Source organism: Streptomyces pyxinicus (assembly GCF_024753135.1).
Taxonomy (GTDB): Bacteria; Actinomycetota; Actinomycetes; order Streptomycetales; family Streptomycetaceae; genus Streptomyces; species Streptomyces pyxinicus.
This window is the reverse complement of record NZ_JANUGP010000004.1, coordinates 58210-71676: the sequence shown is the minus strand read 5'-3', so window position 1 is coordinate 71676 and position 13467 is coordinate 58210. Positions and strand designations below refer to the sequence as shown.

Genomic DNA, 13467 nt, shown 5'->3' with positions numbered 1-13467 from the left:
CGGGGGGTACGACGTGTACAACGGCATGGCTGCCACGCAGCTGGACGTGGCCTGGCAGAAGAGTCGGCACAGCAACTCCCAGGGATCCTGCGTGGAGTTCGCGCGGCTGCCGGGCGGCGATGTCGCCGTACGCAACTCGCGGTTTCCGGACGGGCCGGCGCTCGTCTACACGCGCGCGGAGATCGAAGCCATGCTCCTCGGCGTCAAGGACGGCGAGTTCGACCACCTGACGGCGAGCTGAGAGGCCGGTCCGGTGCGGCGGCCGATGGCAACGATGTCCGCCGCTCCGGAACCTGTGGGGTGACGCGCGTAGAACACGCGCGTCACTCCGCACGGCGGTGGGTCAGCCGGCCGGGCCGAGCCGGAACATCGCCCAGACGACCTTGCCGTCGAGGGTGCCCGCGAGCGGGTGCCAGCCCCAGCTGTCGGCGAAGGAGTCGACCAGGAACAGGCCGCGCCCCGACTCCGCCGAGAAGTCGTCCGAGTCCTGCGGGACCGGGGACTCGTGGCTCGGATCGCGCACCGCGCACACCAGCCGCTCGGTCCAGCGCAGCAGATGCAGCCGTACCGACGGGTTCGGCTCCACGCACCGGCCCTGCGCCGCCGGTACGGCGTGCCGCAGCGCGTTGGTGACGAGTTCGGAGACGACCAGGCAGATGTCGTCGAAGCGGTCGCCGAGGTCCCACTGGTCCAGCGTGGCGCGGGTGAAGCGCCGGGCCTCGCGCACCGCTTCGTACCGGGCGGGCAGGGCGCAGGAGGCGGCATCGGACACGGTCGCGGGGTCCAGCGGCGGAAGGCCCTGCCGTAACGGCTTGAGCATGGTCGATCCATTCGTCCCCATGCGAGGCACTCCCCGGTTTCGCGGTCGTTGCGATGCAGCGGTGGCGCGGCACCATGGTTTCGGAAGCGCACAGCAGATGCAAGGGCAGATGCACGTGCACGTGACCGAAATGGCCCTGCCCGTACCGCTTCTTGGCCATTTTTTCTGCCATCTTCGCCACGAATTCCGTCAGTGGTCCCGACCTGTCACCGTTCCCAACCAGGCAGAAACGGCCGACCTCTTTCCGTTTCCGTAACCGCGCGAGTACTGCTCGAAGTGTTTTAGTGGCAGACTGCGGCACCTGAAGACGGTTGGGGAGGCTGGCGAACGTGAGCGCGGGAGAGCCCGGATCGGTGGTGCGGCGGATGCTGCTCGGCTCGCAACTCAGGCGACTGCGTGAAGCTCGGGGGATCACGCGTGAGGCGGCGGGCTACTCGATCCGCGCCTCCGAGTCGAAGATCAGCCGGATGGAGCTGGGCCGGGTGAGCTTCAAGACCAGAGACGTGGAAGACCTGCTGACGCTGTACGGCATCACCGACGGGGGCGAGCGCGAGTCGCTGCTCTCCCTCGCCCGGGAGGCCAACGTGGCGGGCTGGTGGCACAGTTACACCGACGTCCTGCCCAGCTGGTTCCCCACCTACGTGGGCCTGGAGGGCGCCGCCTCGCTGATCCGCGTCTACGAGGTGCAGTTCGTCCACGGCCTGCTCCAGACCGAGGAGTACGCCCGCGCGGTGGTCCGGCGCGGTATGAAGGGCGCGAGCGCCGCCGACGTCGAACGCCGGGTCGCGCTGCGCCTGGAGCGCCAGCGCCACCTGTTCTCCGACAGCGCCCCCGAGTTCCACATCGTCCTGGACGAGGCCGCGCTGCGCCGCCCCTACGGCGACCGCGAGGTGATGCGCGGCCAGCTCCAGCACCTGATCGACGTCTCCGAGCGGCCCAACGTGCGGTTGCAGATCATGCCGTTCGGCTTCGGCGGGCACTCCGGCGAGAGCGGCGCCTTCACCATCCTCAGCTTCCCCGACGCCGACCTGTCCGACGTGGTCTACCTGGAGCAGCTCACCAGCGCCCTCTACCTCGACAAGCGCGAGGACGTCGCCCAGTACGAGCAGGCGCTCAAGGAGTTGCAGCAGGACAGCCCCGGCCCCGGCGAGAGCCGCGACCTGCTCCGGGGACTCCGCCAACTCTCATGACTCACACGTACGATGACGAGTGATCAGACATGGCGTAGATCTGGTGGCCGCTAGCGATTGAGGGATCACATGGCGTCGTCCTACTTCACCGACCTGGCCCGGCAGTACATCGACGGCGAGTGGCGCACGGGCACCGGCTCCTGGGACGTCATCGACTTCAATCCCTACGACGACGAGAAGCTCGCCTCCATCACGGTCGCCACGGTCGACGAGGTGGACGAGGCCTACCGGGCCGCCGCCCGCGCCCAGCGGCGGTGGGCCGAGACCAACCCCTACACCCGCCGTGCCGTCTTCGAGCGGGCGCTGCGCCTGATCGAGGACCGCGAGCAGGAGATAGCGGACCTGATCATCGCGGAGCTGGGCGGCACCCGCGTGAAGGCCGGCTTCGAGCTGCACCTCGCCAAGGAGTTCCTGCGCGAGTCGGTCCACTTGGCGCTGCGCCCCGAGGGCCGGATCCTGCCCTCGCCGGCCGACGGCAAGGAGAACCGCGTCTACCGCGTCCCGGTCGGCGTGGTGGGCGTGATCAGCCCCTTCAACTTCCCCTTCCTGCTGTCGCTGAAGTCGGTCGCCCCGGCGCTCGCGCTCGGCAACGCCGTGGTCCTCAAGCCGCACCAGAACACCCCGATCGCCGGCGGCACCCTGCTCGCGAAGATCTTCGAGGAGGCGGGACTGCCCGGCGGCCTGCTCAACGTGGTCGTGACCGACATCGCCGAGATCGGTGACGCGTTCATCGAGCACCCGGTCCCGAAGGTCATCTCGTTCACCGGCTCCGACAAGGTCGGCCGCCACGTCGCCACCGTCTGCGCCCGCCATTTCAAGCGCTCGGTGCTCGAACTGGGCGGCAACAGCGCGCTCGTGGTGCTGGACGACGCCGACCTCGACTACGCGGTGGACGCGGCGGTCTTCAGCCGGTTCGTCCACCAGGGCCAGGTCTGCATGGCCGCCAACCGCGTGCTGGTGGACCGCTCGGTCGAGGAGGAGTTCACCGAGAAGTTCGTCGCCAAGGTCCGCAGCCTGAAGACCGGCGACCCGCGCGACCCCGAGACCGTCATCGGCCCGGTGATCAACTCCGCGCAGGCCGCCGCGCTCTCCGGCACCGTCGAGCAGGCGCTCGCCGAAGGGGCCACCGCGCTGGTGCGGGGCGCCACGACCGACAACCTGGTCGAGCCCAGCGTGCTCACCGGTCTCCCCGCCGACTCCGCGCTGCTGCGCGAGGAGGTCTTCGGGCCGGTGGTCTTCCTGGTCCCGTTCGACGGCGAGGAGGAGGCGGTCCGGATCGTCAACGACACCCCCTACGGCCTCAGCGGCGCCGTGCACACCGGGGACGTCGAGCGGGGTGTCGCCTTCGCCAAGCGGATCGACACCGGCATGTTCCACGTGAACGACGGCACCGTGCACGACGAGCCGCTCGTGCCCTTCGGCGGCGAGAAGCACTCCGGCCTCGGCCGGCTGAACGGCGAGACCACGCTGGAGGCCTTCACCACGGTCAAGTGGATCTCGGTCCAGCACGGCCGCAGCGGCTTCCCGTTCTGACCCTTCCCGGATGTCGGGGCATAGAGGCCAGGATCTGACCTCTATGCCCCGTAGCGTCCTTCGATGTCGGGGCGAGGAGCCCCGGCGGACGCACCGAGGAGAGGCGGCAGGCCATGGTCACGCATGTACCGGCGGAGGCGAAGGGCGACGAGCGGGGGGCGCTGCTCGCGTTCATCGAGGAGCAGCGCGGCGGGATCCGCCGGGCGCTGCTGGGGCTGACCGAGGAGCAGGCCCGCTCCCGGCCCAGCGCGAGCGAGCTGTCCCTCGGCGGTCTGCTCAAGCACGCCGCCGAGGTCGAGCAGAGCTGGATCGCACGGGCCCGGCAGGAGCCGCCCGCCGTCGCGCGCGACGCCTCGAACTGGCACGAGACCCACCAGCTGGTGGGCGAGGAGACGGTCGCCTCGCAACTGGCGTACTGGGAGCAGGTCGCCGCCGAGACGGAGACGTTCATCCGCTCCGCGCCGAGCCTGGACGACACCTTCCCGCTGCCGCCGGACCCATGGTTCCCGCCCGAGGGCCGCGTCTCGCTGCGCTGGGTCTGCCTGCACCTCATCCGCGAAACGGCCCGGCACGCCGGCCACGCCGACATCATCCGCGAGTCCCTGGACGGCCGTACCGCCTTCGAACTGGTGGCACGGGAACAGGGCGGCTCCCGGGACTGACGGCGGCCGGACGGCGGCGCCCCGAGAGCCGGCCGCGCCGGGTCCTACGCTTGGCCCATGTCAGCGATCCGTCTTCTCGTGCTGGGCGCGGTGCGGCAGCACGGGCGGGCCCATGGGTACCAGGTGCGGAGTGATCTGGAGTACTGGGGCGCGCACGAGTGGTCGCACGCCCGGCCGGGCTCGATCTACCACGCGCTGAAGCAGCTGGCCAAGCAGGGACTGCTGCACGCGCACGAGGTGGCGCCGTCCACGGCGGGCGGCCCGCCGCGCACCGAGTACGAGATCACCGAGCGGGGCACGGACGAGTTCTTCCGGCTGCTGCGCGAGGCCCTGGTCTCCTACGACCAGAAGCCGGACGTCCGGTCGGCGGCCCTCGGCTTCCTGGTCGAACTGCCCCGCGCCGAGGCGCTGGAGCTGCTCGGGGAGCGGATCCGCCGCATCGCCCGGTGGCGTGGCTCCGTCACCGGGCACTACCTCCCCGAGGACGGCCCCGGACGGCTCGGCCACATCGGCGAGATCATGCACTACTGGCTCCACACGGCCGACTCCGACGCGGCCTGGACGCAGGGGCTGATCGACCGGCTGGAGGCGGGCGCGTACACGTTCGCCGGGGAGGGCGAGCCGTTCGTCGGGGTGCTGGCCGAGGGGCAGGAGAACCCGTACGCGACGGGGGAGCGGCACCCGGACGACGAGCGCTGAACCCGCCGTACGCCCGCCGGGTCAGTGGTGGAAGCTGGTGGCCGCGTCCGTGTCCCGGGTCAGCGGCTGCGGCTGCCGGCGCAGTTCGGGCAGCAGCCGGCTCAGGTCGGCCATGAACAGGTCGGCCAGGTCGTGCGAGAAGCCGTTGCGGCACACCACCCGCAGCACCGACAGGTCCTCCCGGTTCGCCGGGAAGGTGTACGCGGGCACCAGCCAGCCGCTCTCGCGCAGCCGCCGGGAGACGTCGAACACGTTGTACGCCGTGACGTCGTCGGCCGTGGTGAACGCGAACACCGGCAGCTCGTCGCCGCGCGTGAGCAGCCGGAAGTCGCCCAGCTCCGCGATCCGGCCGGCCAGCGAGGTCGCCACGTCCCGGGTGGACTGCTGCACCGCGCGGTAGCCGTCGCGGCCGAGCCTGAGGAAGGTGTAGTACTGCGCCACCACCTGGGCGCCGGGCCGGGAGAAGTTCAGCGCGAAGGTGGGCATGTCCCCGCCGAGGTAGTTGACCCGGAAGACCAGTTCCTCGGGCAGCGCCTCCTTGTCCCGCCACAGCGCCCAGCCGACGCCCGGGTAGACCAGCCCGTACTTGTGGCCGGAGGTGTTGATCGAGGCCACCCGCGGCAGCCGGAAGTCCCACACCAGGTCCTCGTCGAGGAAGGGCGCCACCATCGCGCCCGAGGCGCCGTCGACGTGGACCGGGACGTCCAGGCCGGTGCGCTCCTGGAGGGCGTCCAGGGCCGCGCACAGCTCCGCGACCGGCTCGTAGGAACCGTCGAAGGTGGAGCCGAGGACACCGACGACCCCGATGGTGTTCTCGTCGCACAGCTCGGCCGCGGCCCCCGGGTCCAGGTGGAAGCGGTCGCCCTCCATGGGGACGAGCCGCGCCTCCACCTCCCAGAAGTTGCAGAACTTCTCCCAGCACACCTGCACGTTGACGCCCATGACCAGGTTCGGCCGGACCCCCGGGTAGCGGTCGGCGTTGCGCTGCGTCCAGCGCCGCTTGAGGGCCATCCCGGCGAGCATGCACGCCTCGCTCGAACCGGTGGTCGAACAGCCCACCGCGGCCGCCGGGTCCGGCGCGTTCCACAGGTCCGCGAGCATCGCCACACAGCGCCGCTCCAGTTCGGCGGTGCGCGGGTACTCGTCCTTGTCGATCATGTTCTTGTCCCGGCACTCCGACATCAGCACCCCGGCCTGCGGCTCCATCCAGGTGGTGACGAAGGTGGCCAGGTTGAGCCGCGAGTTGCCGTCCAGCATCAGCTCGTCGTGCACCAGCTGGTACGCCGTCGACGGGGGCAGCGGCGCGTCGGGCAGCCGGTGCGTGGGCGGGGCCTCGGCCATGCCGCCGACCGGGTTGGCCTCCCCGTAGAAGGGGTTGACCGACATGGTGCGCCGCTCGTGCTTCGCGGGGCCTTTGTGCAGAGCCATGGACTGCCTCCAGAAGGGATATTCAGCGGACCGCCGTGCCGTCCGCGCGCAACTGCATCTGCGGCCGTCCCGTCACCAGCAGCCAGGCCGGCAGCGAGGCGATGCACAGCAGGGCGAGGACGGCGGGCGAGGAGACCAGGACGGCGGCGGTGAACAGGCTCACCCAGCCCTGCCGGGTGATCGCCAGGAGGATGCCCAGCACGCTGGTGGCCACACCCAGGGCCGGGGGCACGGCCGGAACCAGCGCGTGGGCGCACAGCCCGAGGGCGGTGCCGACGAAGACGGCCGGGAAGATCCGACCGCCGCGGAAGCCGCAGGAGGCCGCGACCAGCAGCGCGGCCAGCTTCACCACGGCCAGCAGAGCGAACTGCCCGGCCGACCGGCCCTCCGGGTCGCGGGCCAGCTCGCCGATCTCCGACAGTCCCTTGAAGAGCGTCAGATGGCCGCCCAGGGCCGCGAGCGCCCCCAGGACGACACCACCGGCCGGAAGCATCAGCATCGGGTGCCGCAGCCGCTGGAAGGCCGCGTGCGCGTAGGGGAAGGCGTACACGGCGCACATGCCCAGCAGCGCGGACGCCGAGGCGACGACGAGCGCCGCCAGCAGGTCCCGCCAGTCCGGGCGGCCCAGCGGCGGCAGCCCCAGGTCGAAGGCCGGGCGGAACAGCAGGGTGGTCGTCATGGCCCCGACGGCCGCCGCGACCAGCGGCGCGAACAGGTTGTCCCACAGCCGGCCCCGGACCGGCCGGCCGGTCAGCGCCTCGGAGATCACCAGGGCCGCCGCCACCGGCGTCCCGAACAGCGCCCCGAGGGTCCCCGACTCCGCCAGCATCGGCCACACGGCTCCGGGCGTCCGGGGCACCAGCCGCGCGCCCAGCCAGGCCGCCAGGCCCACGTTCACGGCGATGATCGGGTTCTCCGGGCCGAGGCTCGGCCCGCCCGCCAGCATCAGCCCGGTCGCCAGCACCAGCCCCGGCAGCACGAGCGGCGGCAGCACCGGCGCGTCGAGACCCGTCGTCGCCGGATCCGGCCCGGCGTGCCCCGGCACCTTCCAGACCACCAGACCGACGGCGATCCCGGTCGCCACCAGCATCACGGACATCCACAGCACCGAGTAGCGGCCCACCCCGAGCGCGTCGGGCAGCGGACCCCACAGCACGTGCTGCAACCGCTCCGCCGCCGCGCTCACCCCGATGTAGACCAGGCTCGCCCCCACGCCCACGCCCACGGCGGGCGCGATCAAGGGCAGCAGGGCCCGCGCGGGGGCCGCCGGGCGGGTCGTACGAGCCTGCTCCTCGGTGTCCTGGACCACGGGCTCACCATAAGCGGATGAAACGCCCGTAACATCCTGAACAGGAATCGATCCTCACCTCACGGTGCACACCCGTACCACCCTCGTCCGGAGACACCGGTGGAACCCGGGGCCGCCGCCGCACGTTGGTAGCTTTGTGCGGCACGCCGTCGACGGTCAGCCGCCGTAGCCGCCTTCCACCCTCAGGAGCCCGGACCCGTGATGACACTCGCCCTCGGCCCGAGCTGGCTGGACCCCGACTATCTGCTCGACACCTTCGGCATCTGGGGTCTGCTGCTCATCGTCTTCGCCGAGTCCGGCCTGCTCATCGGCTTCTTCCTGCCGGGCGACTCGCTGTTGTTCACCTGCGGCCTGCTGATCACCTCCGGCCAGCTGGACTTCCCGCTGTGGGCCGCGATCGCCCTGATCTGCCTCGCCGCGATCCTGGGCGACCAGGCGGGCTACATGTTCGGCAAGAAGGTCGGCCCGTCCCTGTTCAACCGGCCCGACTCCCGCCTGTTCAAGCAGGAGAACGTCGTCAAGGCGCACGAGTTCTTCGAGAAGTACGGCCCGAAGTCCCTGGTCCTGGCCCGCTTCGTGCCGATCGTGCGCACCTTCACGCCGATCATCGCGGGCGTCAGCGGCATGCGGTACCGCTCGTTCCTGACCTTCAACGTCATCGGTGGCGTCCTGTGGGGCGCGGGCGTCACCCTGCTCGGCTCCTGGCTCGGCAACATCGGCTTCGTCCACAAGAACATCGAGGCGATCCTCATCCTGATCGTCCTCGTCTCGGTCGTGCCGATCGCCATCGAGTTCCTCCGCGCGCGCGCCAAGAGCAAGCGGCGGCCCCGGCCGGAGCCCGAGCCGGCCGCCCCGCAGCAGCCGCGGTACCAGCAGCAGCACCAGCACCCGTACGGGCAGCCGCAGTACCAGCAGCCCGTCATGGACGACGCCACCACCAGGCTGCGCCGCATCGAGCCGGACCAGCCCTACGGCCACCCGCAGCAGGAACAGCAGCAGTACGGACAGCCGCAGCACGGGCAGCAGCAGTACGGGCAGCAGCAGTACGGGCAGCAGCAGTACTGGGACCAGAACGGCGGCTACGGCGACCAGCAGTACCCGCAGCAGCAGCCGTACCAGGACCAGCAGCAGCCGCCGTACCAGGACCGGCAGCAGTACCCGTACGACCACCAGCAGGGCGGCAACCACCGCGCCCCGTGACGGACGGCGGGCGGGACCGGGGTCAGAAGCCCCGGGTCCGCTTGGCCGCCCGCCGCTTGCCGGCCGAGCCCACCCGCAGGAACAACCGGAAGACCTCCGAGCCCAGGTTCACGCCGATGGCGATCGCCAGGGCCAGCGAGGCCGCGTTGGCCAGCGACACCAGCCCCTTGTCCACCTCGTTCTGCGCCATCGACAGCAGCCCGAAGTAGGTGGCGGAACCCGGCAGCAGCGGCCCGATCGCCGCTGTCGTGAAGGGCAGCGCGGAGGCGAACCGGTAGCGCGACAGCAGCTGCCCGAACAGGCCCACAAGACCCGCCGCCGCGGCCGTGGAGGCCACCGGCGAGAGATCGCCGACGTAGTGCATCGCGCCGTACACGGACCACGCGACGCCGCCGTTCAGCGTCACCCACAGCACGGTGGACCGCTCCTGCTGGAGCAGCACCGCGAAAGTCAGCGACAGCAGCATGGACGCCGCGATCTGCACCAGCGGGCGCTCGTTGATGATGAGCGCCGCGTCCGGGTTCAGCTTGCCGCCGACCTTCACTCCGAAGTACAGGACCACCAGCACCCCGGCGACGATCCCGACGAAGAAGTACATGACCTCCAGCAGGCGCGCGGACGCGGTGATGTAGAAGCCCGTCAGGCCGTCCTGCACGCCCGCCACCAGGGCCCGCCCGGGCAGCAGCGCGAACAGCCCACCGGTGACCACCGCGGACGCCTTCACGTCCACGTGCGCCAGCGCGAACGCCACCCCGACCGCCGCCGGGGGCATCGCGGCCACCGTGAACTGGTAGAACTCCGGCAGTCCCCGCCCCGCGCACAGCCACGCCAGCCGGTCGCCGAGCATCGCGCCGAGGGCCGCCGCGACGAACACGATCAGGTCACCGCCGACCAGCACCGAGGCCGCGCCGGCCAGCAGCCCGCTCGCCAGCGTCAGCGCCCAGCCGGGATACGGGTGCCGGTTGCGGCGGATCTCCGCGAGCCGCCGGTAGGCCTCCTCCAGGGAGACGTGGGCCTCCGGGTCCGTCAGGTCGTCCACCAGGCGGAACACGGCCGCGAGCCGCGTGTAGTCGGTGCCCCGGCGCCGTACCGTCCGCGACGCCGTCACCGGGTCCTCCACCAGCGAGGGCTGATGGGAGATCGACAGCAGCGTGAACGTCACGTTGGGCTCGCAGCGGTCCAGGCCGTAGGACCGGCACACCGCGAACATCGCGGCCTCCACGTCCTCCGCGCCCTCGCCGCCCGCCAGCAGCAGCTCCCCGATCCGCAGGGTCAGGTCGAGCACACGCGGGACGGCCGGGCCGCCCTCCTCCTCGCGCTGCACCGGCTCCACGGCCGGCCGCTCGGTCACCGGCATCCGCAGCATGGTGCGCATCCGGTCCTGCCACGGCGCGTCCTTGACCAGGCTGACCAGCGGCACCCCGGTGGGCGGGGTGAACGCGACCGGCGCCGACCCCGCGCTGTAGGTGCGCGGCGGGGTGAACGCCGACCCCTCCGGCTCCGGGCTCGCCACCACCGGTGCCTCCAGCCCGTCCGGTACGGCGAACTCGGAGGTCGTCTCCGACTCACCACCACCCACCCGGGGCACGTCGAGGCCCTTGGGGATGGCGAACTCGGACGTGATCTCCGGGTCGTACCGCGCCTCGTCGGACCGGGGCTTGCGGTCCTCCGCCTCCGTCACCTCGCACCGCTCCCTGAACGACACCTTCCGTAGGCCTCAGTATGCGCATGAGCACACAGACGGGCCGCGCCACCCCACCCAGGGTGCCGCGGCCCGTCGAGGGCAAACCCGCCGGTCAGTGGCCGCCGGTCTCCTTGAAGCGCTTGTACGACCGCTCGATCTCCACCTCGGCGTCCGTGCGGCCCACCCAGTTCGCGCCCTCGACCGACTTGCCGGGCTCCAGGTCCTTGTAGACCTCGAAGAAGTGCTGGATCTCCAGGCGGTCGAACTCCGACACGTGGTGGATGTCGCGCAGGTGCTCCACCCGGGGGTCGGTGGACGGGACGCACAGCAGCTTGTCGTCGCCGCCCGCCTCGTCCGTCATCCGGAACATCCCGATCGCGCGGCAGCGGATCAGGCAGCCCGGGAAGGTCGGCTCGTCCAGGATGACCAGCGCGTCCAGCGGGTCACCGTCCTCGCCGAGGGTGTTCTCGACGAAGCCGTAGTCGGTCGGGTAGGCGGTCGAGGTGAAGAGGCGACGGTCCAGGCGGATCCGACCGGTCTCGTGGTCCACCTCGTACTTGTTGCGCGAACCCTTCGGGATCTCGATCGTGACGTCGAACTCCACCGGTGGCTCCTCCATGATCAACACATAGTTCTGGTGGTTAAGTGTCCCTCACGCAGGTGTGTGATCGCGAAAGGGGCTGGTGGTCGTGCCAGAGCTGAGGCCGTGGCGGGCCGCGAGACCGCGGGTGGTGCGGATCGCGAACGCCGTACGACCCCGTCTGGAGCGCGCCGTGACGGCCGCCCGACCACGGATCGCCCGGCTCACCAACGCCGTACGGCCCGGACCCGAGCGCCCCCCACGTCCGCACGCCCCCAGAGCCTGGCGGTACACCGCGGGTGCCGCGACCGCCGGCCTGGCCCTGGCCGCGGGCGTGGTGACCGCAGCCGGCCCCTGGGACGCCAACGGTCAGCGTACGGCCGAGCGGGACCGGGCCGTGGCCCTGGAGCGGTCAGGTGGCGCAGATCACGGCCCGGCCGGGTCCACCGGCGCCGACCGTCCCGCCCCGAGCGCCCCGCCCGTCCTCACCGCCCTGGGCGGCACCACCAGCACCGTACGGACCGCCCCGGGCCAACAGGCGCTCTCCGATGTCCTCGCGCCCCTCCTGGGCAGCTCCGCGCTCGGCGACAGCCACAGCGCGGCCGTCGTCGACGTCACCACCGGCGAACGCCTCTACGGCACCGACTCGGGCCGGGCGCTCACTCCCGCCTCCACCACCAAGATCGCCACCGCCGTCGCCGCCCTGTCCGCGCTCGGCGCCGACCACCGCCTCACCACCCGCGCCGCCCTCGAACCCGACACCGGCGAACTCGTCCTCGTCGGCGGCGGCGACCCCACCCTCACCGCCCGCGCGAAGACCTCCGGCACGGAGACCTGGGCCAGCCTGCGCACCCTCGCCGCCCGGGCCGCCGCCGCCCTGAAGAAACGTGGCACCACCAAGGTCACGCTCTCCTACGACACCACCCTGTACGCCGGTTCCGCGCTGCACCCCATCGGCGTCAACGACAACCTCGCCCCGGTCAGCGCCCTGACCGCCGACGAGGGCCGCACCGACGGCTCAAGCAGCGGACCGGCGACCCGGGTCACCGACCCGGCGGCCGACGCGGCCGGCGAGTTCGCCGGCTTCCTGCGCGACGCCGGCATCACCACCACGTCCCCCGGCCCCTCCAAGGCCAGCACCCGCGCCGAGACCCTCGCCACCGTCTCCTCGCCCCCGCTGTCCGCCCTGGTCGAACGGATGCTGACCAACAGCGACAACGACATCGCCGAGACCCTCGCCCGCCAGACCGGACTGGCCAGCGGGCAGCCGGGCAGCTTCGCCGGCGGCGCCAAGGCCATCGACCTGCAACTGACCAAGCTCGGCCTGCCCATGGCCGGCGCCGCCTTCCACGACGGCAGCGGCCTCGACCGGGACGACCGGCTCACCGCCGACCTGCTCACCGCCCTCCTGGTCAAGGCCGGCGACCCGCACCGCCCCGGCCTGCGCCCCGTCCTCACGGGTCTGCCCGTCGCCGGCTTCACCGGCACCCTCACCGACCGCTACACCGACGGCGCGGCCGGCGTCGTCCGCGCCAAGACCGGCACCCTGACCGGCGTCAACACCCTCGCCGGCACCGTCGTGGACGCCGACGGCCACCTGCTGACCTTCGCCTTCCTCGCCTCCGGCACGACGGACCCGCTGGAGGCCCAGGCGGCCCTTGACCACACGGCCACGGCGCTCGCGGGCTGCGGCTGCACCTGACCGGCCACCACGCCGGCCGACCCCACCCGACGGCGGGCCCCCCGCCGCTGCGGGAGCCCACGGCCTGCCCCACCCGCCGAAGTCCACGGCTTGGCCCTGCCGGGACGGCGCCCGCTGCTGCCGGCGTCCGTGGCTCGCCCCAGGGGGGATCGCGTCCGGCGCCGCACCCTGCCACTGTGGTCCGTGGGCTGCCCCGACCGGGCCCGCGCCCGGCGCCGGAGTCCACGGCTTGCCCCAGCCGGGACGGCGCCCGCCGCTGCCGACGACCACGGCTTGCCCCAGGCGGGATCGCGTCCGGCGCCGCACCCCGCCACCGTGGTCCATGGGCTGCCCCGACCGGGCCCGCGCCCGGCGCCGGAGTGCACGGCCTGCCCCTGCCGGGACGGCGCCCGCTGCTGCCGGAGTGCACGGCTTGGCCCAGCCGGGACGGCGCCCGCCGCTGCCGACGACCACGGCTCGCCCCAGGCGGGATCGCGTCCGGCGCCGCACCCCGCCACCGTGGTCCATGGGCTGCCCCGACGGGGCCCGCGCCCGGCGCCGGAGTCCAGGGCCTGCCCCGGCCGGGACGGTGCCGCCGCTGCCGACGACCACGGCTCGCCCCAGGCGGGATCGCGTCCGGCGCCGCACCCCGCCACCGTGGTCCATGGGCTGCCCCGACGG

At 72.3% G+C, this 13467-nt stretch carries 12 protein-coding genes; 7 read left to right on the top strand and 5 right to left on the bottom strand.

The genetic code is table 11. From position 1 onward, the window contains the following. Positions 1–25 precede the first annotated feature (25 nt). Positions 26–241, top strand: coding sequence for a DUF397 domain-containing protein (locus tag NX794_RS07130; protein WP_258777368.1), 216 nt, complete (start codon positions 26–28; stop codon positions 239–241). A 102-nt stretch (positions 242–343) separates the two neighbouring features. Here the strand turns inward: NX794_RS07130 and NX794_RS07125 are convergent, their stop codons facing one another. Further along, positions 344–841 (bottom strand): ATP-binding protein, encoded by a 498-nt coding sequence (locus NX794_RS07125; protein ID WP_258777367.1) that lies wholly within the window; start codon positions 839–841, stop codon positions 344–346. 344 nt (positions 842–1185) lie between these two features. Between NX794_RS07125 and NX794_RS07120 the strand changes: the two genes are divergently transcribed. From NX794_RS07120 to NX794_RS07105, 4 genes are all read left to right on the top strand, one after another. Beyond that, the gene (locus tag NX794_RS07120) at positions 1186–2010 is read left to right on the top strand and encodes a helix-turn-helix domain-containing protein (protein WP_258777634.1); all 825 of its coding nucleotides are present in this window, start codon (positions 1186–1188) and stop codon (positions 2008–2010) included. A 69-nt stretch (positions 2011–2079) separates the two neighbouring features. Beyond that, positions 2080–3543 carry an aldehyde dehydrogenase family protein gene (locus tag NX794_RS07115; protein ID WP_258777365.1) on the top strand — a complete coding sequence of 488 codons (1464 nt, stop codon included), beginning with the start codon at positions 2080–2082 and terminating at the stop codon, positions 3541–3543. A 113-nt stretch (positions 3544–3656) separates the two neighbouring features. Continuing rightward, positions 3657–4205, top strand: a complete 549-nt coding sequence (locus NX794_RS07110) for a DinB family protein (protein WP_258777364.1) — start codon at positions 3657–3659, stop codon at positions 4203–4205. Positions 4206–4262: 57 nt separating this feature from the next. Next, positions 4263–4904: a PadR family transcriptional regulator gene (locus NX794_RS07105; RefSeq protein WP_258777363.1), complete on the top strand. Its 642-nt coding sequence runs from the start codon at positions 4263–4265 to the stop codon at positions 4902–4904. A 21-nt stretch (positions 4905–4925) separates the two neighbouring features. Here the strand turns inward: NX794_RS07105 and gad are convergent, their stop codons facing one another. After that, positions 4926–6332, bottom strand: coding sequence for a glutamate decarboxylase (gene gad, locus NX794_RS07100; RefSeq protein WP_258777362.1), 1407 nt, complete (start codon positions 6330–6332; stop codon positions 4926–4928). 22 nt (positions 6333–6354) lie between these two features. Beyond that, a complete protein-coding gene (locus tag NX794_RS07095; RefSeq protein ID WP_258777361.1) occupies positions 6355–7641 on the bottom strand; it encodes an ion channel protein in 1287 nt (428 codons plus the stop codon). 198 nt (positions 7642–7839) lie between these two features. Here NX794_RS07095 and NX794_RS07090 point away from each other — a divergent pair, with 198 nt between their 5' ends. Further along, the gene (locus NX794_RS07090) at positions 7840–8841 is read left to right on the top strand and encodes a DedA family protein (protein WP_258777360.1); all 1002 of its coding nucleotides are present in this window, start codon (positions 7840–7842) and stop codon (positions 8839–8841) included. A gap of 22 nt (positions 8842–8863) precedes the next feature. Here the strand turns inward: NX794_RS07090 and NX794_RS07085 are convergent, their stop codons facing one another. Both NX794_RS07085 and NX794_RS07080 read right to left on the bottom strand, forming a co-directional pair. Further along, positions 8864–10522, bottom strand: a complete 1659-nt coding sequence (locus tag NX794_RS07085) for a threonine/serine exporter family protein (protein WP_258777359.1) — start codon at positions 10520–10522, stop codon at positions 8864–8866. A 115-nt stretch (positions 10523–10637) separates the two neighbouring features. Then, on the bottom strand, positions 10638–11129 hold the full coding sequence (locus NX794_RS07080; protein ID WP_258777358.1) for an inorganic diphosphatase: 492 nt from the start codon (positions 11127–11129) through the stop codon (positions 10638–10640). A 79-nt stretch (positions 11130–11208) separates the two neighbouring features. On the opposite strand from NX794_RS07080, the gene dacB reads away from it, so the two are divergent. Beyond that, positions 11209–12807, top strand: a complete 1599-nt coding sequence (dacB, locus tag NX794_RS07075) for a D-alanyl-D-alanine carboxypeptidase/D-alanyl-D-alanine endopeptidase (RefSeq protein WP_258777357.1) — start codon at positions 11209–11211, stop codon at positions 12805–12807. Positions 12808–13467: the final 660 nt, after the last annotated feature.

Bases quoted from the DNA above. Each gene is read 5' to 3' on its own strand.
- NX794_RS07115 (WP_258777365.1), top strand. From the start codon at position 2,080: ATGGCGTCGTCCTACTTCACCGACCTGGCCCGGCAGTACATCGACGGC.
- NX794_RS07120 (WP_258777634.1), top strand. From the start codon at position 1,186: ATGCTGCTCGGCTCGCAACTCAGGCGACTGCGTGAAGCTCGGGGGATC.
- NX794_RS07130 (WP_258777368.1), top strand. From the start codon at position 26: ATGGCTGCCACGCAGCTGGACGTGGCCTGGCAGAAGAGTCGGCACAGC.
- NX794_RS07110 (WP_258777364.1), top strand. From the start codon at position 3,657: ATGGTCACGCATGTACCGGCGGAGGCGAAGGGCGACGAGCGGGGGGCG.
- gad (WP_258777362.1), bottom strand. From the start codon at position 6,332: ATGGCTCTGCACAAAGGCCCCGCGAAGCACGAGCGGCGCACCATGTCG.
- NX794_RS07105 (WP_258777363.1), top strand. From the start codon at position 4,263: ATGTCAGCGATCCGTCTTCTCGTGCTGGGCGCGGTGCGGCAGCACGGG.
- NX794_RS07125 (WP_258777367.1), bottom strand. From the start codon at position 841: ATGGGGACGAATGGATCGACCATGCTCAAGCCGTTACGGCAGGGCCTT.